This window comes from Erwinia sp. QL-Z3 (assembly GCF_004551645.1).
In the GTDB taxonomy this organism is placed as follows: domain Bacteria; phylum Pseudomonadota; class Gammaproteobacteria; order Enterobacterales; family Enterobacteriaceae; genus Erwinia; species Erwinia billingiae.
The window spans coordinates 1,227,625-1,249,263 of the sequence record NZ_CP037950.1 but is presented as its reverse complement, the minus strand read 5'-3'; the positions used below and the strand labels follow the sequence as shown (position 1 = coordinate 1,249,263).

Here is a 21,639-nt window from a genome sequence, read left to right as displayed (position 1 = left end):
TAGTTTCCTGTTCTCCGCTTACGCTTACTTAGCACCCTAACTAGTCGACACACAGCATCCTTCTCAGGAGAGACACATGATCAAGTCCCGTATTGCAGCCCTGCTGCTCGGCACGCTGCTGGTCAGCGGCACCTCTTTCGCTGCAGATACCACTATCAAACCTACCCGCGGAACAATCGATTCGGTCAGCGACTCGGCGGTGCAGATCACCACCCGTCAGGGCGATAAGCTGGATGTAAAAATCACCGACCAGACCAAGGTCAACAGCGTCAGCAAAGCCAAAATGAGCGATATCAAACCGGACAGCTTTATCGGCACCGCCGCGGTTCCGATGGCCAATGGCGAGCTGAAAGCGCTGGAAGTGCACGTGTTTGCGCCAAGCCTGCGTGGCAGCGGTGAAGGCTTCAACCCGTTTGAATCGCCGGACGGCAAAATCAACACCATGACCAACGGCACCGTCGGCAAGCTGGTCAACAGCAACGGCCGCACCCTGACGGTCAAAGTGCATGACATGGAAAAAACCGTGATCGTGCCTGACGACGTGCCGGTGGTGCTGATTGAGCCGGGCAACAAGAGCCTGCTGAAAGCCGGAACCAAAGTGGTGCTGTTCGGCATGAAAGATGCGCAGGGCAACATCGTGGCACGCGGCATTTCTGCCGGTAAAGACGGCCTGACGCCGCCAATGTAACCCGGAGAAACCATGCCGGCTTCTGCAAAAAAACGGGTCCATCCGTGGCCCGTACGCCTGTGTCACTGGCTGAACGTGCTGGTGATGGTTGGCATGGTGATGAGCGGCTGGGGCATTTATAACGCCTCGCCGCTGTTTTCGTTTACCTTCCCGGCGTTCCTCACCCTTGGCGGCTGGCTGGGCGGCAATATCGCCTGGCATCTGGCGGTGATGTGGCTGCTGTTCGTCAACGCGGCGATCTATGTGCTGTGGGGGCTGTTCAGCGGGCATTTTCGTCGTCGCTTCTTACCCTTTACGCCCGCGTCGGTGCTGCGTGATATCGGCCAGGCGCTGCGCTTTAAGCTGCCGCACCAGCAGGGGCACTACAATGCGGTGCAAAAGCTGCTGTATGTGGGCGTGCTGATATTGGGCGCGCTGCTGGTGCTGTCCGGGTTATCGATCTGGAAACCGGTGCAGTTCAGCCAGCTGGTCGCCCTGTTCGGTGGCTTTGATATTGCCCGCTACGTCCATTTCTTTGCCATGAGCGGCGTGATGCTGTTTGTGGTGGTGCATGTGGTGATGGTGTTGCTGGTGCCGAAAACGCTGCCGGCGATGATCACCGGTGGCCGCAGGGAGACACCCACCGATGAGTGACAAACCCAAAATTATCCTTGAGCCGGATCAGCGTAAACAGCTGGTGAATCTGCAGCGTCGGTTGATCCTGCGATCGGGCCTGACGCTGGGTGCGGTGTCGATGCTGACCGGTTGCAACCTGCAGGACGGCGATCAGGTGGATAAAGCGCTGTGGGCGATGTCGCGCTGGAACGATCGGGTACAGGCCTGGCTGTTCAGCGGCGATAAGCTGGCGCAAACCTACAGCGAAGCGCAGATCACCCGGCCATTCCGCTTCAACGCGTTTTACCCTGAGTACAACGTGCCGGATATCGATATCAGCGACTACCGGCTGGAAGTGTCCGGCAAGGTGGAGAAGAAAGCGCCCTGGACGCTGGATCAGCTAAAGCAGCTGCCGCAGAGTGCGCAGATCACCCGGCTGATCTGCATTGAAGGCTGGAGTGCCATCGGCCAGTGGAGTGGCGTGCCGCTGAAAACCTTCTTACAGCATGTGGGAGCCGATTTGACGGCCAAATACGTCGGCTTTAAGTGTGACGATCGCTACTACTCCAGCCTGGATATGCCCACCGCGCTGCATCCGCAAACCATCCTCGCGTTAGATTTTGACAAAAAGCCGCTGCCGCCGGATTTCGGTTATCCGCTGCGTCTGCGCGCGCCGACTAAGCTCGGATTTAAGAATGCCAAGCATATTGGGGCCATTTTTGTCACCAATGAAAATCCGGGCGGGTACTGGGAGGATCAAGGATACAATTGGTATAGTGGAATTTAACCCCGTCGTCATTGACGCCGATTTTTTCTGGTTTTGAGCTTTTTCTGAACGATTTTTGGGAAAACGGGCGCGTATTGTGGTTAACTACGCGGCTTATGCGAAGGGGCTCCTTCGCTTTGACGTTCCTGGGTGATGATTTTACCTGGGGATAATCGACCTGCTTTCCGAACTCTGGCGTAACGGTACGGTCTGATTAGCGTTTAAGATCCGTTTTTGTTACACCGGGAAATAGGTTGAATGAATTTTATTAAATCTCTAACACAGCAGAAGCTCTCGCTGATGCTGGCATTTTACATCGGTATCTTTTTGAATATACCGGTGTTTTACCGTCGTTTTGATCCCTTTCTGGCCCAATTTAACGCCATGCAGTGGTTTTCTGCTGCGGTGGAAGTGGTGGCAATCGTCCTGCTGACCTTCTTCCTGATGCGTCTGCTGTCGCTCGGCGGCAAGGTATTCTGGCGCATTACCGCCACCGCGCTGGTGCTGATTTCAGTCGCCGCCAGCTACTATATGAGCTTCTTTAACGTCGTTATTGGCTACGGCATTGTGGCCTCGGTAATGACCACCGATACCGACCTGTCGAAAGAGGTGATTGGTTACCACTTCGTCCTGTGGATGGTGTCCGTCAGCATCGTGCCTTTAGTGCTGATCTGGTGCAACGCGCTGCGCCTGACCCTGCTTGAGCAGCTGAAAACGCCGGGACACCGCATTAAACCGCTGCTGATCCTGCTGCTGGCCGTCGCGCTGGTCTGGTTGCCGATCCGCTTCCTCGATAAGCAGCAGAACATCAATGAAAAGCTGACCAACGTCGATCTGCCAAGCTATGGCGGCGTGGTGGCGCACTCCTATCTGCCGTCGAACTGGCTTTCGGCGCTGGGGCTGTTTGCCTATACCAGCTACGACGAGAAGATGGACAGCAAGGACCTGCTGGATCCGGCGAAGCAGTTTACCTACACCGCGCCAGCCGGGCTGGACGACACCTATGTAGTATTTGTCATCGGTGAAACCACCCGCTGGGACCATATGGGCATCCTCGGCTATGACCGCGATACCACGCCGAAACTGTCGAAAGAGAGGAACCTGGTGGCATTCCGGGGCGAGTCCTGCGATACCGCCACCAAGCTGTCGCTGCGCTGTATGTTTGTGCGTGAGGGCGGAACCGATGAAGGCCCGGCCCGCACCCTGAAAGAGCAGAACGTCTTCTCGGTACTGAAAGAACTGGGCTTCAGCTCGGAGCTGTTCGCCATGCAGAGCGAAGTGTGGTTCTACAACAACACCAATGCGGATAACTTCGCCTTCCGCGAGCAGATTGGCTCGGAGAAAGAGAATCAGGGCAAATCGGTCGACGATATGCTGCTGGTGCCGGAGCTGAAAAAGTCGCTGGATCGCCACCCTGATGGCAAGCATCTGGTGGTGCTGCATACCAAAGGCTCGCACTACCTCTATTCCCAGCGCTATCCGCGCGAGTTTGCCCGCTATCAGCCTGAATGCATGGGCGTCGACGACACCTGCAGCAAGGCAATGTTGATCAATGCCTTTGATAACTCGGTGCTGTACACCGATACGGTGCTCGACAGCGTGTTCGACCAGCTGCGTGATAAGAAAGCCATCGTCTTCTATGCGGCGGACCACGGCGAATCGATCAGCGAGAACATGCACCTGCACGGCACGCCGCGTCATATGGCACCGCCGGAGCAGTTCCGCGTGCCGATGATTGTCTGGGCGTCCGATAAGTATCTGGCCGATCCGAACAACCAGAGCGCCTTTGAACGGCTGAAAGCCCAGCAGCGCGTCGGCAAGACCCATCGCCACGTTGAGCTGTTTGATACCCTGCTCGGTTGCCTGGGTTATACCTCGCCAGACGGCGGCATCAATCAGAAAAACAACTGGTGTGCCGATCCGAAACAGGCCACGGCGACGACAGACAACAAAGCCTGATCGGCTGCAAAACCCCTGCAATTAGCCCGGATCGTTCCGGGCTTTTTTATGCCTGAAATTCCCCACCGCAAAACCGCAGCATAAAATCCTGTTGGCGAAAAATGACTGTTACAAAAATTTGTCCATTTTTAACGGAAAAAAAGTCGCTGAAACCCTTCTGCCGTCTGGTTTCATCCCCTTATTTCGCGCCGCATTCCGCTTATGACCGATCCCGGGTTGTTGCTGATTTCTTATGCGTCAGTTGCAGCATATTTAGCTGGCTAAGTTGATATAAGCAAAGCGTATCGTTCATAAATAACCCAGTTAGCCGACTAAATTAATCGTTTTTTTTTAGAGCAAATTGCCATGATTAAAGTTGTGGGCATTATCTTTGTGCGGTGAAACGGGCTGCAATCAATCGTTTCCTCTGAAAAACCCCGCAATTGGTTTTTTTTATGTTTGCTTGCTGTTTCTCACACTCTGTGTAAATACCTGACAGTTGTATTGACGTTCCTTGCAACTGTTGACAAATTGATGCCTCAGCGAGACAGGATGCGGATTAGTCTGATGGTTTCTCCCCTGACCGATCCTTTCCTTCTCCAGCGCCGCAAGGCAACGCAAAGACCGCACTAAAAAAATACAGGGTCTTGCGCACGTGCACACAACACCACATCACAATTGGAGCAGAAGCATGCGTATTTCTAAAACAGGGATGCTGAAGGTAGGTCTGAGCCTGATTGCTCTCACCGTTGCCGCTGGCGTCCAGGCTAAAACCCTTGTTTATTGTTCAGAAGGGTCGCCTGAGGGCTTTAACCCACAGCTGTTCACCTCCGGCACCACCTACGATGCCAGCTCAGTTCCGATCTACAACCGTCTGGTTGAATTCAAAATCGGCACCACTGAAATCCAGCCGGGCCTGGCAGAAAAGTGGGAAGTGAGCGAAGACGGTAAAACCTACACCTTCCACCTGCGTAAGGGTGTGAAGTGGCAGACCACCAAAGACTTCAAGCCAACCCGCGATTTTAACGCCGATGACGTGGTGTTCTCCTTCGAGCGTCAGCTCGATAAGAACAACAAGTATCATGGCGTCTCTGGCGGCAGCTACGAATACTTCGAAGGCATGGACATGCCGAAGCTGATCAGCAAAATCGAGAAAGTGGACGACAATACCGTGCGCTTCGTGCTGACCCGTCCTGAGTCTCCGTTCCTGGCCGACCTCGGCATGGACTTCGCCTCCGTGCTGTCGGCTGAATACGCTGACAACATGCTGAAAGCCGGTACCCCGGAAAAAATCGACCTGAACCCGGTCGGTACCGGTCCGTTCCAGCTGGTGCAGTACCAGAAAGACTCCCGCATCCTGTACAAAGCCTTTGACCAGTACTGGGGCACCAAGCCAAAAATCGACCGTCTGGTGTTCTCCATCACGCCGGATGCGTCCGTGCGTTACGCCAAGCTGCAGAAAGGCGAATGCCAGGTGATGCCGTACCCGAACCCGGCTGACATCGCCCGCATGAAGGAAGATAAAAATATCAACCTGATGCAGATGCCAGGCCTGAACGTCGGTTACCTGTCGTTCAACACCGAGAAAAAACCGCTGGATAACCTGAAAGTGCGCCAGGCGCTGATCACGGCCGTTAACAAGCAGGCGATCATCGACGCGGTGTATCAGGGTGCTGGCCAGGCGGCCAAAAACCTGATCCCACCAACCATGTGGGGCTACAACGACGCGGTCAAGGATTACACCTACGACCCGGCGAAAGCGAAAGAGCTGCTGAAAGAAGCGGGTATGCCAGACGGGTTCTCCATCGACCTGTGGGCAATGCCGGTTCAGCGTCCGTACAACCCGAACGCGCGTCGTATGGCTGAAATGATCCAGTCCGACTGGGCGAAAATTGGCGTGAAAGCCAAGATCGTCACCTACGAGTGGGGCGAGTACCTGAAGCGTGCTAAAGCCGGTGAACACCAGACCGTGATGATGGGCTGGACCGGTGATAATGGGGATCCGGATAACTTCTTCGCCACCCTGTTCAGCTGTGCAGCGGCAAAAGACGGTTCCAACTACTCCCGCTGGTGTTACAAGCCGTTTGAAGACCAGATCCAGCCAGCCCGTGCTGAGCCCGATCACAACAAACGTATTGAATACTACAAACAGGCTCAGGTTGTGATGCACGACCAGGCGCCTGCGCTGATTATCGCGCACTCTACGGTGTACGAGCCGGTGAGCAAGAAAGTGACCGGCTACGTGGTTGACCCATTGGGTAAACATCACTTCGAGAACGTTGATATTCAGGAATAGTAAACGGGTGCGCGGTTGAATAACTGCGTTGCGCGGCGCTCGCCACCTTCGACTGGCACGATGCCATGTCTGGGTTGCTGTGCGCCGCGCGCCTTGTTCTTCACTCTGCGCCCGACGGTTATCACCATCTGAAGTCATCATTAATTGAATTCATTCAATCAATGCCAGGTACGGCGCCCTGAAAAGCGTCGCGGCGGAGAATATCCGCGGCAAGATGTGAGCAAATATAATCTCTCGGGCTACGAGCCTGCGGGAACCAAAAGAGAATCCGGAATATGCTGCAGTTCATACTCCGACGTTTGGGACTTGTCATCCCAACGTTTATTGGTATCACCCTGTTAACCTTCGCGTTTGTCCATATGATCCCGGGCGATCCGGTGCTGATTATGGCCGGCGAACGCGGAATGTCTCCTGAACGTCACGCGCAGCTTCTGGCCCAGATGGGTCTGGATAAGCCGCTGTGGCAACAATATGTCTCCTACGTCTATGGCGTGCTCCATGGCGATTTAGGCATTTCACTGAAAAGCCGCATCCCGGTCTGGCAGGAATTCGTTCCGCGCTTTAAAGCGACGCTGGAACTGGGCATCTGCGCGATGATTTTTGCCGTGGCTGTCGGCATCCCTGCCGGGGTACTGGCTGCGGTTAAACGCGGTTCCATCTTCGATCATACCGTGGTCGGCATCTCGCTGACCGGTTACTCCATGCCGATTTTCTGGTGGGGAATGATGATGATCATGCTGGTGTCGGTGCACTGGAACCTGACCCCGGTCGCGGGGCGAATAGGCGATACGGTGTTCCTCGACGACAGTCAGCCGCTAACCGGTTTTATGCTGATTGATACCCTGATCTGGGGCGAACCGGGCGACTTCAAAGACGCCGTAATGCATATGATCCTGCCGGCCATCGTGCTGGGGACCATTCCGCTGGCGGTGATCGTCCGTATGACGCGTTCGGCGATGCTGGAAGTGTTAGGTGAAGACTACATCCGTACCGCGCGCGCCAAAGGGCTGACGCGGATGCGGGTGATTGTGGTCCATGCGCTGCGCAATGCGATGCTGCCGGTGGTGACCGTGATCGGGTTGCAGGTGGGCACGCTGCTGGCGGGCGCCATCCTGACCGAAACCATCTTCTCCTGGCCGGGTCTGGGCCGCTGGCTGATCGATGCGCTTCAGCGTCGTGACTATCCGGTGGTGCAGGGCGGCGTGCTGATGGTGGCCATCCTGATTATCGCGGTCAACCTGCTGGTTGATGTGCTCTATGGCGTGGTTAACCCGCGCATTCGCCACAAGAAATAAGGGGACGAGGATATGTCTGCACTCGATCCAGGCAGCGTGAGCGCTGCCCCAAAGCCCATGACCCCGTTACAGGAGTTCTGGCACTACTTTAAGCGTAACAAAGGCGCGGTAATCGGCCTGGTCTACGTGGTTCTGATGTTCCTGATTGCGATCTTTGCCAACGTGCTGGCGCCGCATGCGCCGTCCGAACAGTTCCGTGATGCGTTGCTGCATCCGCCGGCCTGGCAGGATGGCGGCAGCTGGAAGTTTATTCTCGGTACCGATGACGTGGGTCGCGATGTACTGTCCCGTCTGATGTACGGTGCCCGCCTGTCGCTGCTGGTCGGTTGTCTGGTGGTGGTGCTGTCGCTGATCCTCGGGGTGATTTTCGGTCTGATCGCCGGTTACGTCGGCGGTGTCACCGACAACGTGATTATGCGTCTGGTCGATATCATGCTGGCGCTGCCAAGCCTGCTGCTGGCGTTGGTGCTGGTGGCAATCTTCGGGCCGTCGATCGTCAATGCCTCCATCGCGCTGACCTTCGTGGCCCTGCCGCACTATATTCGTCTGACCCGCGCCGCGGTGCTGGTGGAAGTGAACCGCGATTATGTCACCGCTTCCAACGTGGCCGGCGCTGGCCCGATCCGCCAGATGTTTATCAACATTTTACCAAACTGCCTGGCACCGCTGATCGTGCAGGCGTCTCTGGGCTTCTCCAACGCGATCCTCGATATGGCCGCGCTGGGCTTCCTGGGTATGGGTGCGCAGCCACCAACACCGGAGTGGGGCACCATGCTCTCCGACGTGTTGCAGTATGCGCAAAGTGCCTGGTGGGTGGTCACCTTCCCTGGTGTCGCGATCCTGCTGACCGTACTGGCATTTAACCTGATGGGCGACGGATTGCGTGACGCCCTCGACCCGAAACTCAAGCAGTAGAGGCACCAGATGGCACTATTCACTGTAGACAAACTGTCGGTGCATTTCGGCGACGAGAAGGCACCGTTTAAAGCGGTCGATCGCATCAGCTATCAGGTCGAGCAGGGCCAGGTGGTCGGCATCGTCGGCGAATCCGGCTCCGGTAAATCCGTCAGCTCGCTGGCGATCATGGGGCTGATCGATTATCCCGGCAAAGTGATGGCGGAAAAGCTGGAGTTTAACCAGCGCGACCTGAAACGCATCTCCGAGAAAGAGCGCCGCCAGCTGGTGGGCTCGGAAGTGGCGATGATTTTCCAGGATCCAATGACCAGCCTGAATCCGTGTTACACCGTGGGCTTCCAGATTATGGAAGCGATCAAGGTGCATCAGGGCGGCAACAAGAAAACCCGTCGCCAGCGTGCGATTGACCTGCTTAACCAGGTCGGCATCCCCGATCCGTCGTCGCGTCTGGATGTCTATCCGCACCAGCTTTCGGGCGGGATGAGCCAGCGCGTGATGATTGCGATGGCCATCGCCTGTCGGCCAAAACTGCTGATTGCCGATGAGCCCACCACCGCGCTGGATGTGACCATTCAGGCGCAGATCATCGAGCTGCTGCTTGAGCTGCAACAGCAGGAGAACATGGCGCTGATCCTGATCACTCACGATCTGGCGCTGGTGGCCGAAGCCGCGCACCACATCATCGTGATGTATGCCGGGCAGGTGGTGGAAACCGGTAAGGCCGTTGATATCTTCAAATCGCCACGCCATCCGTACACTCAGGCGCTGCTGCGTGCGCTGCCGGAGTTTGCCGCTGACAAGGCGCGTCTGGCATCACTGCCGGGCGTGGTGCCGGGCAAATATGACCGTCCGCAGGGCTGTCTGCTGAACCCGCGTTGCCCGTATGCCAACGACCGCTGCCGGGTTGAAGAACCTGAATTACGTGATATTCCGGGGCGTCAGTCCAAATGTCATTACCCTCTGGATGATGCCGGGAGACCAACTTATGAAGCCTGAACATAACTCTGCGCTGCTGATGCAGGCGATCGATCTGAAAAAGCATTACCCGGTGAAGAAAGGGCTGTTTGGTCAGGAGCGTCTGGTGAAGGCGCTGGACGGCGTCTCCTTTAATCTGGAGCGCGGCAAAACGCTGGCGGTGGTAGGCGAGTCAGGCTGTGGTAAATCCACGCTGGGCCGTTTACTGACCATGATTGAAACGCCGACCGAAGGCCAGCTGTTCTATCAGGGACAGGATTTGCTGAAGCACGATCCGGCGGCCCAGAAGCTGCGCCGCCAGAAAATTCAGATCGTCTTCCAGAACCCCTACGGCTCGCTGAACCCGCGTAAAAAGGTCAGCCAGATCCTTGAAGAGCCGCTGCTGATTAACACCAGCCTGAGCAAAGCCGAGCGCCGCGAGAAAACCCTGGCGATGATGGCCAAGGTCGGCCTGAAAACCGAGCATTACGATCGCTATCCGCATATGTTCTCCGGCGGTCAGCGTCAGCGTATTGCCATCGCCCGTGGCCTGATGCTGGATCCGGACGTGCTGATTGCCGATGAACCGGTATCGGCGCTGGACGTGTCGGTGCGCGCGCAGGTGCTGAACCTGATGATGGATCTGCAACAGGAGCTGGGGCTGTCATACGTGTTTATTTCCCACGACCTGTCGGTGGTGGAGCATATCGCGGATGAAGTGATGGTGATGTATCTGGGACGCTGCGTGGAGCGGGGCAGTAAAGAAGCGATCTTTGCGAACCCACGCCATCCGTACACCCAGGCGCTGCTGTCTGCGACGCCACGTCTGAACCCGGACGAGCGTCGCGAACGCATCAAGCTGACCGGCGAGCTGCCAAGCCCGCTGAATCCGCCGCCGGGCTGCGCGTTTAACGCCCGTTGCCGCCGCCGTTTTGGTCCCTGCACCCAGCTGCAACCGCAGCTCAAGCAGTATGGCGACCAGCAGATAGCCTGCTTCGCCGTCGATCAGGATGAAGGTCAACCGGTCGGTAACTGAGGTCCGGCCATAAGCGAGAAGGGCGAATCATCGATTCGCCCTTTTTTTATCTGTGCGTAGCAGACGAATTTATAAGAGAAATAAGGCGTGAGTAGCGATTGCTCAGGCGATTGCGCTTAGGACCAATGGTCAGTTCAAAAGGCTGGGAGGAACAGGACCACCGGATAAAGTAGGGGTTCAGGGCCAGTCAAAGGTGACTTATGTCAAATTTCACCGCTTGCCAGCATAAACTTTGATTACTTCCCCTAACGTATTGCTAAACTCAAAGAAGTTGGCTATTTCCTCTTATCATTCATTGTCTTTTAATCGTCATTCTATTTAATTAACCTGACGAAATTATTTAATTAAGGCAAATAATAACAAAGTTGATTGATAGCCTGCGCAATCATTTATTTTATTTATCCTGAAGAGTTAATTAATCATTCTTCTGCACCCTGACTGGCGATAAGAATAATCTGATGCATATAAACATTGTATGGTATATTGCCGCGAAATCCCCCCACTCTCCGCGATCATTCCCATGAAAAGTTATGATGACCTGCAGCGTTTTAAAGAAAAAACGCAAACAAACCATATCGAATTCAAGGACATGTCTGAACAGACGAAGAATTCAGACAGTGCTAATTGGGCGATCATCAAACAGTTAATGAATGATGGCGCAGAGTCGGCTTTAGGCAACGGTCAGCGTATCGATGTGCCTGCGCCACAACCGATAGCCGAAGACAGCCTGGATGCCCTGCTGGGACACGCCGCGCAGCCAGTACAGCCGCCTGTTCAGCAGCCAAAACCACCGCATCAGCCGCCTACACACGCGCCGTCGCACAGCGTGGCGCCGCTCGTGGCGAAACCGGCGGCAGCGCAGATTGGTGGCTCCTTGCTGGACAGCATTTCCGCGTCGCTGAAGCCCGCGCCGGTGGCGGAACCTGCACCTAAGCCTCAGGCCGTTAACCCGGTGAATGAGGCGCAGCATCCGCTGGCGTCGGCACAGCCGGACTTTGCCGCGTCACCGTTGATGGCATCTTTGTCCTCGCTGCCCACCGCAGCGCCCGCGCAGACTGCCCCGGTGCGTCAGCCCGCAGCCCCGGTGCAACCGGCTGCCGATCTGCCGCGCTTTAAGCAGCTGTTCAGCACCGCGCCGGAGCCGTCAGTGACCTCTTTATCGAAAGATACTTTGCTGCAACCTCTGCTGGAGAGAATTGCCTCATGCCGTTAGTTTGTGTTTGTTCTCCCAAAGGGGGCGTGGGTAAAACCACGCTGGCAGCCAACCTCGCCTATTCCCTCGCCCGTGGCGGCAGCAAAGTGCTGGCCATCGACTTTGATGTGCAGAACGCCCTGCGTCTGCATTTTGGCGTGCCGTTGTCAGACGGGCGGGGTTACGTGGCGAAATCGTCCGAATCACCCGACTGGAGCCAGTCTATTTTAACCACCGGCGGCAACATCTTTGTGATGCCGTATGGTGACGTGACTGAAGAGCAGCGTGTTGAATTTGAAGATAATTTATCCCGCGACCCCAACTTCCTCGCACGGGGTTTACATACCGTCCTCAACTACCCAGGCCTGGTGATCGTCGCTGATTTTCCGCCAGGACCGGGTCCAGCCCTAAAGGCAATGACCGATCTTGCCGATTTACACCTTGTGGTGATGCTGGCGGATACCGCTTCGCTGTCACTGCTGCCGCAAATCGAAAACGAAAAAATGATTGGCGCTGCGCTGAATCAGCGTTCAGGACACTTCTTTGTGCTGAACCAGAGTGACAGCCGCCGCAACATCAGTCGTGACGTAACGGCCTTTATGCAACAGCGACTGGGCGACCGGTTGTTGGGTGTGGTGAATCGCGATGAGAGCGTGGCGGAAGCCAATGCCTCGCAGCAGTCCATCTTTGATTTCAGCCCTGTTTCGGCGGCGGCCTTTGATATTGAGATCGTCAGCAAGCGTATTGCTGCCCTGCTGGATATCAAGGTCGGCGACGGTGAAATGCAGGCGCCGCTGAGATCGCGTTAATCGACGGCGGAGCCGTCGGGTATGGATGCCTGAAACACCGCAGTGCGCCCGCGCTGCGGTAAAAAATAATAGTCTCGTTTTCAGGATGACTTATGAAAAAAGTCCTGTATTACCTGTTGCTGCTGGTATTATTCCCGCTCGCCGCAGTGATTGTGATCACCCCAATGGACAGCCAGAAGCAGTATATTTTTGGCCTGATTTCTATTGCCATTCTTTTTGTTATGGGCTTCAGTAAAAGCCGCAAAACCTCTATGGTAATGGTGTTCCTGTCGGCATTAATGTCGACGCGCTATATATACTGGCGTGCGACGGAAACCCTCTCATTCAATTCCGAAGTGGAAGCGATCTTAGGCATCGGCTTATTTATTGCCGAAGTGTATGTCTGGCTGATCCTGATCCTCGGCTACCTGCAAACATCATGGCCGCTTAAGAGAACCATCGAGCCGATGCCGGAAGACGTCAGCTTATGGCCGACCGTCGACATCTACGTGCCGAGCTATAACGAAAGCCTCGATGTGGTGCGCGATACCGTGCTCGCTGCCCAGTGCATCGACTACCCACGCGACAAAATCAAAATCTACCTGCTGGATGACGGCAAGCGTAGCGAATTTGCGGTGTTTGCCGCCGATGCGGGCGTGGGCTACATCACCCGTGACGATAACCGCCACGCCAAAGCCGGTAACCTGAACCACGCGATGCGCATTACCAAAGGCGAGCTGATTACCGTCTTTGACTGCGACCACGTCGCCACCCGCGCCTTCCTGCAGGCCACCGTGGCACCGTTCCTGAAAGACCCGAAACTGGCCCTGTTACAGACGCCGCACTACTTCTATTCGCCGGACCCATTTGAGCGCAATCTGAAAGCCGCGCGCGATATCCCGAACGAAGGTGCGCTGTTCTATGGCCCGGTACAGCAGGGTAACGACAACTGGAACGCCACCTTCTTCTGCGGCTCCTGTGCGGTGATCCGCCGGTCTGCGCTGGAAGAGATCGGCGGCTTTGCCACCGAAACCGTGACCGAAGATGCGCACACCGCACTGAAAATGCAGCGTCTGGGCTGGAAGTCCGCCTTCCTGGCGCTGCCGCTGGCGGCGGGCCTGGCCACCGAACGTCTGGGTCTGCACATCATTCAGCGTACCCGCTGGGCGCGCGGCATGACGCAGATTTTCCGCGTGGATAACCCGCTGTTGGGCCGTGGCCTGAAGTGGCAGCAACGTCTGTGCTACCTGAACGCCATGCTGCACTTCCAGTTTGGTCTGCCGCGCGTGATCTTCCTGACCGCGCCGCTGGCGTATCTGCTGTTCAACCTGAACATCATTCACTCTTCTGCCAGCCTGATTTTCGCCTACGTATTGCCGCATCTGGTGATGTCGCTGTACGTCAACTCCCGCATGAACGGCCGCTTCCGCGCCACCTTCTGGGGAGAAATCTACGAAACGGTAATGGCCTTCCACCTGGTTATCCCGACCCTCCTGACGATGATTTCGCCGAAGCACGGCAAGTTCAACGTAACGGATAAGGGCGGACTGCTGGACGTGGGCTTCTTCGACTTCAACATCGTGCGTCCACACGTAATCTGTGCCGCGCTGCTGACGATTGGCGTGGTGAGCGGCATTGTCCGTGCCGTGGCGCATGACTACTTCGGCGTGGATCCTTACGTCATCGCCCTCAACGTCGGCTGGGCGCTGTTCAGCCTGATCATCCTGATGGCGGCGATCGCCGTGGCGCGTGAAACCAAGCAGACCCGTAAAACCATCCGTATCGAGGTGAATATTCCGGTGGTGCTGCACTACGCCAGCGGCATCTCTTCACGCACCACCACGGTGGATCTGTCGATGGGTGGCGCACAGGTTAACGCGCCGGATGACCGTCATGAAAATGATGAAATCGAAGCCATCGACCTGATGTTGCAGTCCGGCACTATCTCGATTCCGGTGAGCATTATGGGCTCGGACAACGGCGTGATCCGCCTGATGTTTGATGAGATCCCGTTATCACGCCGCCGCGAACTGGTGCGCGTGGTGCTCTCGCGCGCCGACGCCTGGATCAAGCCAGAAGGCGAGAAGGACAAACCGTTCCGCTCGCTGATTACCATTATCCGTACCGTATTTGAATTGTTCTGGCTGACCTGGAAAGATCGTCGTGCGAAGCGTCATCGTCAGGCCGTGAAGGAAGAGGATGGCGTGGCATGAAGCGACTGATATTACCTGCGCTCTGTTTTACCGGGGTCCTGACCCTGAGCAGCGTCTGGGCCGCGCCGGAAAGCGTGACCCAGGACAGCAATGCGTTGTCCCAGATCCCACCGCCGGCCGATGTGGGCCAGCAGACCGGCAACACTCCGGGCTATTCGGCACAGATGAACCAGGCAACTGGCGCGGCCTCTCAGATGAGCCAGCCTACCGCCGATCCGGCCGCGCAGCCCGATGCTGCCCAGCCGCAGGACGCGCAAACCTCGACTGATGTTACCCAGCCTGCACCGGGCACGGCGGACAGCGTAGCAACCAGCCAACCTGCCACCACGGACAACACGGCGACCAGCCAACCGGCCGCCGCGGACAGCATGGCGACCAGCCAACCGGCCAACACGGACAGCGCAGCGACCAGCCAGCCGGATCCGGCCACCGGTCTGCCGGCGGGCCTGCCGCCACTGCCGGCTCCGGTGGTTTCCGCCCCGGCGCAGCCCGTATTGCTGAATCAGCCGCTGACCAGCACCGTGTCGGTCGGCCAGATGGGCCAGACCAACGGCATTCTGTTGACCGGCGGTCAGCTGCAGTCCGGTATCGTCTTCACGTTGCCAACGGATGAAGTGATCACCAACGCCCGTCTGAACCTGTCACTGAAGGTCTCTCAGGCGCTGGCCGCCCGTAACACCTCACTGCAGCTGATGCTCAACGGTCAGCCGCTGGGCACGCTGCCGTTAAGCGCCTCAGACAGCGCCAGCGAAGATTATCAGCTGGATATTCCCGCCGCGATGGTGGTCTCCAGCAACAACCTGAGCTTCAAGATTAACGATGCCGATCAGCTGCTGTGCGAGCGCGACAGCGCCAGTCAGTATCAGGTCACCATCCTGCCGAAAACCACGCTGTCGCTGGAAGGCCAGCAGCTGAATATCGGTAACACGCTGCGCAACTTCCCGCGCCCGTTTATCGATCCGCTGCGCATGACCCCTTCGGTGGTGCCGATGGTGTTTGGCGATGCGGTGTCGCCGGGTGAAGTCAGCGCGGCGGCGATTGTCTCCTCGTGGATGGGTATCCAGACCGATTACCGTGGCATCAGCTTCCCGGTGCTGCGTAACGAGCTGCCAGAGAAAAACGGCATCCTGTTTGCTCATCCGGGCGAAATGGTGGCGGGCGTGGCGATCCCACGCGTGACCGGCCCGAGCCTGCAGGTGATCGATAACCCGGTGAACCCGGTTTACAAGCTGATGCTGGTGATCGGTAAGGACGATGACGCGCTGCGTCAGGCGGCCTGGCGTCTGACGCAGCCGCTGAGCGTCGACGTGCCGTCGCTGGCGGTGGCTGCGCAGAATATCCCGGTCAGCAAGCCTTACGACGCGCCGCGCTGGATCAACACCGATCGTCCGGTTCGCCTCAGCGATCTGCTGCGTAAAGATCAAAGTATGACCACCACCGGGATCTGGCATGACGCGCTGCGGGTGAACTTCCGCGCCGCGCCGGACCTGTTCCTGTGGGATGGCGACACCCTGCCGGTGAAGCTGAACTACCGTTTCCCGTCGGAAAGCTGGATTGATGAGGACAAATCGTTCTTAAACGTCGGGCTGAACGGCACCTTCCTGCGTAACCTGACCGTCAACAAGGTCGGCCTGCTGGAAAGCGTCTGGCACCGCCTGGGCGGCGATGCGCGTCAGGAAAACTACACCCTGAAGCTCGACCCGTACCTGATTTACGGTGACAACCAGCTGCAGCTGTACTTCAACATCAAGCCGAAGGCCGATGCGCCGTGCAGCGTGCTAAGCAACAACAATATCAAGAGCAGGATCGAAGACGACTCCTATATTGACCTGAGCCACACGCGTCACTTTACGCTGCTGCCGAACCTGTCGTATTTCGTCGGTGCGGCCTTCCCGTTCACCCGTTTTGCCGACTACTCGCAGACCGTGTTGATGCTGCCGTCCTCGCCAAGCAATGCTGAAATCAGCACCCTGCTGGATATGGCTGGACGCTCGGGCAATGCCACCGGCGTGGCGTTAAGCCACAACAGCGTGATGTTTGGTATTCCGGCGGGCGGAACCTCGCTGGGACGCCTGAAGAACAGCGATGTGCTGGCGGTTTCTACCCTGTCGCAGACGGCCTTCAACCAGTCGATGTTGCAGGGCACGCCGTACGATGTGAACGGCCACACCCTCGGCGTTAAAGAGCCGACGCTGCTGGATAACCTGCGCGGCTGGCTGACCGGTGACTGGTACCGCCAGGCGGTGGATGCGGATCGCTACTTCTCGTCGAACGAAGACTGGCGCGGCTTTATCAGCTACAGCTCGCCGTGGAACAGTTCACGGGTGGTGGTGATGACCGTCGCCACCGACGATGCTCAGCTTTCCCGCCTGCATCACGACCTGACGTCGCCGCGCATTAACGCCGGCATCCGGGGCGATACGGCGATCATCACCGATGAGAACGGTATCCGCAGCTTCCGCGTCGGCGCGCAGTTCCCGAGCGGCCAGATGCCGTGGTACATGATGGTGATCTGGTATGCCAACCAGCATGCGGTGGTGTTAGCCCTGCTGGCGCTGTTGATCTCTGTGCTGGTGGGCCTGAGCACGGTTGTGCTGCTGAAGCGCCACGCCTGGAAGCGACTGAACCCGCAACATGATTCCGATTCCTCTGGCGAGAAGAAGTAACCGACATGATGAAAATAAAAACACTGACCGCCAGACTTCGTCAGCATTGGGTTCCCGGCATGACGCTGGCTGCCTCCGCGCTGGTTTTCCCGGCGCTGGCAGCGGAGAACAACCCGGCCATCCAGGCGCTGTTCGATCAGGCCAATTACTGGCACCAGAAGGCCCATGACGAGCTGGCCCGCGATGCGCTGAACAAAGTGCTGATGGTCGACAGCAGCAACACTCAGGCCATTTACCTGATGGCGCTGTGGGCACAGCAGAGCGGCGACAGCGCGATGGCCAGCAAATGGCGCACGCGTCTGAGCCAGGTCTCGCCGGATGATGCACATCTGGTGGAGCTGGACCAGGCCCGTCAGCTGCAGTCGATCCCGGCGGCCCAGCTGTCGCTGGCCCGTCAGCAGGCGCGTAGCGGCAATATCTCGGCGTCACTGCAAACCTGGCGCAACACCTTCAGCGGCAACGAGCCGCCGGCCAGCGTGGCGGCAGAATATTACCTGACCATGGCGGGCGACCGTTCGCTGCTGCCGCAGGCGATTGATAACCTGCGCCAGTTCTCGGCGCAAAATCCGCAGGATAACGGCGCGAAGCTGGCGCTGGGCAAGGCGCTGACCTACCAGGAATCCCCCCGCCGCGAAGGTCTGCAAACGCTGGCCGGCATGGCGGATGGCAACCAGGATGCGGACCGCTCGCTGCGTCAGGGCCTGTTATGGCTCGGTCCGCAGCCGGCCGATGCGCCGCTGTACCAGAACTATCAGCAGCGTCACCCGCAGGATCGCGCGGTAATGGACTATTACCGTAAGAACGCCGGTGGCGCCGAAAAAGGCCAGGGCTTTACCGCGCTGAACAGCGGTGACGTCTCCGGCGCACAGTCTGCCTTTAATCAGGTGCTGCAGGCCAACCCGGAAGATGCCGATGCGCTGGCCGGTCTCGGCTATGTCGCTCAGCGTAACGGCAACTATGCCGCGGCGGCGGACTATCTCGATCGTGCCGCGAAGCAGGGCGGTGAAAACAGCCAGCAGCGCATGACCCAGGCCGCCGACGCCCGTTTCTATGCCCAGCTTGCCACCGCGCAGCAGGCGATGAAGGCCGGGAATACCGCGCAGGCGCTCAGCCTCAGTGAACCCCTGACCCAGGCCGACGGCGAAAAAGGCGTGTCGGCGAAGCTGTTCCGCGCCGATGTGCAGCGCCGCAGCAACCAGTTCGACGCCGCAGAGCAGACCTACCGTTCGGTGATCCAGAGCGACCCGGACAACCGTCCGGCGAAAGAAGGGCTGTTCTACGTGCTGCGTCAGCAGAACCGTGGCGCAGAAGCCAATACGCTGCTGTCGTCTCTGCCGGAAAGCGTGCGCGAAAGCGTGACGCCGAAACCGGCGGTGACCAGCGATCCGGTGCGCCGTCAGGCGAAGCAGGCGCTGGCGGCAGGCAATACCCAGCAGGCGATTGCCATTCTGCAACAGGGCACTCAGCGCTTCCCAACCGATCCCTGGCTTCGCCTCGACCTGGCGCGCATTTACCAGCAACAGGGCAACACCAGCCTGGCGGCGGGTATCATGCAGCCGGCGTTCCGTAACGGCGCAAGCAATAACGAAATTTATGCCGGCGCGCTGTTTGCCAGCGAAAGCGGGGCCTGGCAGCAGGCGCAGACGCTGATCGCCCGTATTCCTGCCCGCAGTCAGAGCAGCGAAATGCGCGAGCTGTCGCGCAGGGCTAACTTCAATCTGCAGATGGCGGTGGCGCAGCAGTATCTGGCGCAGGGCTCAAATGCCGCGGCGGCGAACACCCTGAAAGCGCTGGCGGTGAACCCACCGGAGAACCCGGCCGATGCGGGTAACCTGGCGAAAGGGCTGGCCGATGCCGGCGATCTGTCGACGGCGGTAACCGTGGTACGCAACAATATGCAGCGCGGCGTGCAGGGCAATGCCGGCGATTATGCCGCGCAGGTGGCGGTGCTGAACCAGGCCGGGCTGAGCGGCGAAGCGCAGCGCTTCCTCAGCAACCCGGAACTGCAGTCGCGCAGCACGCAAACCCAGCTGGCGGGCATTCAGAATGGCTACGTGATCAACGAAGCCGACCGTCTGCGGAATCAGAAGCAGTATGCCGCAGCCTACGACAAGCTGATCGGCGCGTTGCAGCGCGATCCGCAGAACACCGATTTGATGTTTGCCATGGGCCGTCTCTATCAGTCCGGCAAAATGAACAAAGAAGCGGGCGTGGTGTATGACTACCTGATGACCCGCGACACGCCAACCCAGGATGCCCGCGTTGGCGCGATTGACGTGGCGCTGGCCAGTCACGATCTGCCAAAGGCAAAAGGCCTGGTGGCCGGACTGCGTGGCGAGCAAACCCCGGAGCGCCTGCTGCTTATGGCGCGCGTGGCGGAAGCTGATGGCGACCATCAGCAGGCGCTGGCGTATCTGCGCACCGCGCGAGGCAAGATGATCGGCCTGGAAGGCGCCTCAAGCGGCTCCAACCCGGCAATCGGCGGCCTGGCGCTGGCAGACAATCCGTTTATCAACCGCACCACGCCATCGCAGCGTCGTTCCCCTTCGGCGTATGGCGCGGTGATGCCGTGGCAGAACGCCCCGGCGGGCAGCAGCGATGCGGCGATGCAAACCGCCAGCGTGGACGTGCCGTCGCAGCAGAGCCAGACGCTGCATCAGATCGATACCATGATGGACGATTTGCAGGAGCGCACCGGCACCTGGGCACAGGGCGGCGTGCAGGTCAGAGGGCGTGATGGTGAATCCGGCCTCAGTAAGCTGACCGAAGCCAAAGCGCCGCTGACCTGGTCAACGGTGCCGTATGGCGACACCCGTTTCGACTTCACCTTAACGCCGGTGACCCTCAGCGCGGGCAGTGCCAACAGTTCGGCCACGCCGCGCTTTGGTACCCAGGCGCTGGAGCAGGGCCGCAGCGCGCAGGCCAACAACGTGCTGCCGTCGGAAGTGAAGCTGGATTCACCGGGATCGCAGAACGCCTCCGGGGTTGAAGTGAACCTCGGCCTGACCAACGACAACTTCAAAATTGACCTCGGCTCGACGCCATTGGGCCAGGATCTCAGCACGCTGGTGGGCGGCATTCAGTGGTCACCGAAGCTGACCGATTACCTGACGCTGATCCTGACCGGTGAACGCCGTTCGGTCACCGACAGCCTGCTCTCTTATGTCGGCGTTGAAGACAAGCTGAGTGGCAAACGCTGGGGCCGCGTGACCAAAAACGGCGGCGATGCGCTGTTAAGCTACGACAACGGCGACGCCGGTTTCTACTTCGGCGCGGGCGGTTACAGCTATCTCGGTGAGAACGTAGAAAGCAACCAGAGCATCATGGGCCAGGCGGGCGCCTACGTGCGTCCGTTCCATGACGACAGCAGCGAGCTGAAAACCGGTATCAGCATGAGCTGGATGGATTTCTCGAAAAACCTCAGCTACTACACGTACGGCCAGGGCGGTTACTTCAGCCCGCAGAACTTTGTTGCGGTGTCGTTCCCGGTTGACTGGAGCAAGAACTACGACGATCTGAAGGTGAAGGTCGGCGGCTCGGTGGGTTATCAGTCTTACTCGCAGGATCGCAGCGCCTACTTCCCAACGGATCCGGATAAACAGGCGCAGCTGGAAAGCTATTACAATGCGGGCTACGCCACCGAGGCCTATTACGAAGGCGGCAGCAAAAACGGTATTGGCTATAATCTGCACGCCGGTGCGGATTACAAGGTGAATAAAGACGTCACCATTGGCGGCCAGCTGGGCTACGACACCTTCGGTGATTACAACGAAAGCAGCGCGAAACTCTATTTCCGCTATATGCTCGGGGACAAATAAGAATGACTGACCTTCAGGACCGTACGCTGCACTACTATCGTCAGCAGCAGTATCAGCCAGGCTGGTTCGACTTACTGAGCGTGATGATCAACGGCATGCTACGCAATGCCGGAGAGCGTGAGAGTCACGCCTTCCTGCAGCAGATGGGTGACACGCTGGCAGCGCGCTATCCGCTGGGCGCGGCAAATACCGTGGCGGATCTGGAAAGCCAGATCAACGCGGTGCTGGCGCAGTTTAACTGGGGCTTTGTTGATGTGCAGCCGCGCGAGAATTCGATGGTGATCTCGCATATGGCGCTGCCGCCGGGCGACGGGCAGATTGAAGCCCGTCAGTGGCGTCAGGCGCTGGGCGCGGTGCTGCTGGGCTTATACGCCCGCTGGCTACGCGATCAGGGCGGCAACCAGGCCGTTCCGCTGGTGTGCGAAGAAACCGACAGCGAAGCCACGCTGAATTTCCGTTATCAGAGGTGAGGAAGATAAT

General features: G+C 58.1%; 15 protein-coding genes. All 15 read left to right on the top strand.

All coding sequences use genetic code 11. From position 1 onward, the window contains the following. Nucleotides 1-76: 76 nt before the first annotated feature. The 15 genes from E2F51_RS06355 (at nucleotide 77) to bcsD (ending at nucleotide 21,629) form a co-directional block, all read left to right on the top strand. A complete protein-coding gene (locus E2F51_RS06355) occupies nucleotides 77-688 on the top strand; it encodes a hypothetical protein (protein WP_053141274.1) in 612 nt (203 codons plus the stop codon). A 12-nt stretch (nucleotides 689-700) separates the two neighbouring features. Beyond that, nucleotides 701-1,321 (top strand): cytochrome b/b6 domain-containing protein, encoded by a 621-nt coding sequence (locus E2F51_RS06350; RefSeq protein ID WP_134823015.1) that lies wholly within the window; start codon nucleotides 701-703, stop codon nucleotides 1,319-1,321. Beyond that, complete coding sequence (locus E2F51_RS06345) at nucleotides 1,314-2,069, top strand: molybdopterin-dependent oxidoreductase (RefSeq protein ID WP_134823014.1); 756 nt, start codon at nucleotides 1,314-1,316, stop codon at nucleotides 2,067-2,069. Before E2F51_RS06350 ends, E2F51_RS06345 begins: the two co-directional genes overlap by 8 nt. Before the next feature lie 237 nt (nucleotides 2,070-2,306). Continuing rightward, the gene (eptB, locus tag E2F51_RS06340; RefSeq protein WP_134823013.1) at nucleotides 2,307-4,007 is read left to right on the top strand and encodes a kdo(2)-lipid A phosphoethanolamine 7''-transferase; all 1,701 of its coding nucleotides are present in this window, start codon (nucleotides 2,307-2,309) and stop codon (nucleotides 4,005-4,007) included. A 670-nt stretch (nucleotides 4,008-4,677) separates the two neighbouring features. Continuing rightward, nucleotides 4,678-6,282 carry a dipeptide ABC transporter periplasmic-binding protein DppA gene (dppA, locus tag E2F51_RS06335; protein ID WP_053141283.1) on the top strand — a complete coding sequence of 535 codons (1,605 nt, stop codon included), beginning with the start codon at nucleotides 4,678-4,680 and terminating at the stop codon, nucleotides 6,280-6,282. 275 nt (nucleotides 6,283-6,557) lie between these two features. Continuing rightward, nucleotides 6,558-7,577: a dipeptide ABC transporter permease DppB gene (gene dppB, locus E2F51_RS06330; protein ID WP_013204410.1), complete on the top strand. Its 1,020-nt coding sequence runs from the start codon at nucleotides 6,558-6,560 to the stop codon at nucleotides 7,575-7,577. A 12-nt stretch (nucleotides 7,578-7,589) separates the two neighbouring features. After that, nucleotides 7,590-8,492, top strand: coding sequence for a dipeptide ABC transporter permease DppC (gene dppC / locus E2F51_RS06325; protein ID WP_013204409.1), 903 nt, complete (start codon nucleotides 7,590-7,592; stop codon nucleotides 8,490-8,492). A gap of 9 nt (nucleotides 8,493-8,501) precedes the next feature. Beyond that, a complete protein-coding gene (gene dppD, locus E2F51_RS06320) occupies nucleotides 8,502-9,488 on the top strand; it encodes a dipeptide ABC transporter ATP-binding protein (protein WP_013204408.1) in 987 nt (328 codons plus the stop codon). Continuing rightward, complete coding sequence (gene dppF / locus E2F51_RS06315) at nucleotides 9,478-10,482, top strand: dipeptide ABC transporter ATP-binding subunit DppF (RefSeq protein ID WP_013204407.1); 1,005 nt, start codon at nucleotides 9,478-9,480, stop codon at nucleotides 10,480-10,482. The genes dppD and dppF overlap by 11 nt, the downstream gene beginning before the upstream one ends. 520 nt (nucleotides 10,483-11,002) lie before the next feature. Further along, the gene (gene bcsO / locus E2F51_RS06310) at nucleotides 11,003-11,695 is read left to right on the top strand and encodes a cellulose biosynthesis protein BcsO (RefSeq protein ID WP_134823012.1); all 693 of its coding nucleotides are present in this window, start codon (nucleotides 11,003-11,005) and stop codon (nucleotides 11,693-11,695) included. Further along, nucleotides 11,686-12,483 (top strand): cellulose biosynthesis protein BcsQ, encoded by a 798-nt coding sequence (gene bcsQ / locus E2F51_RS06305; RefSeq protein ID WP_134823011.1) that lies wholly within the window; start codon nucleotides 11,686-11,688, stop codon nucleotides 12,481-12,483. The genes bcsO and bcsQ overlap by 10 nt, the downstream gene beginning before the upstream one ends. A gap of 92 nt (nucleotides 12,484-12,575) precedes the next feature. Beyond that, complete coding sequence (gene bcsA / locus E2F51_RS06300; protein ID WP_134823010.1) at nucleotides 12,576-14,675, top strand: UDP-forming cellulose synthase catalytic subunit; 2,100 nt, start codon at nucleotides 12,576-12,578, stop codon at nucleotides 14,673-14,675. Then, nucleotides 14,672-17,341 carry a cellulose biosynthesis cyclic di-GMP-binding regulatory protein BcsB gene (gene bcsB / locus E2F51_RS06295; RefSeq protein WP_134823009.1) on the top strand — a complete coding sequence of 890 codons (2,670 nt, stop codon included), beginning with the start codon at nucleotides 14,672-14,674 and terminating at the stop codon, nucleotides 17,339-17,341. Before bcsA ends, bcsB begins: the two co-directional genes overlap by 4 nt. An 8-nt stretch (nucleotides 17,342-17,349) precedes the next feature. Then, entirely contained in the window at nucleotides 17,350-21,159 is a 3,810-nt protein-coding gene (locus E2F51_RS06290) for a cellulose biosynthesis protein BcsC (protein ID WP_134824823.1), read from the top strand. A gap of 2 nt (nucleotides 21,160-21,161) precedes the next feature. Beyond that, a complete protein-coding gene (bcsD, locus tag E2F51_RS06285) occupies nucleotides 21,162-21,629 on the top strand; it encodes a cellulose biosynthesis protein BcsD (RefSeq protein WP_013204401.1) in 468 nt (155 codons plus the stop codon). Nucleotides 21,630-21,639 lie beyond the last annotated feature (10 nt).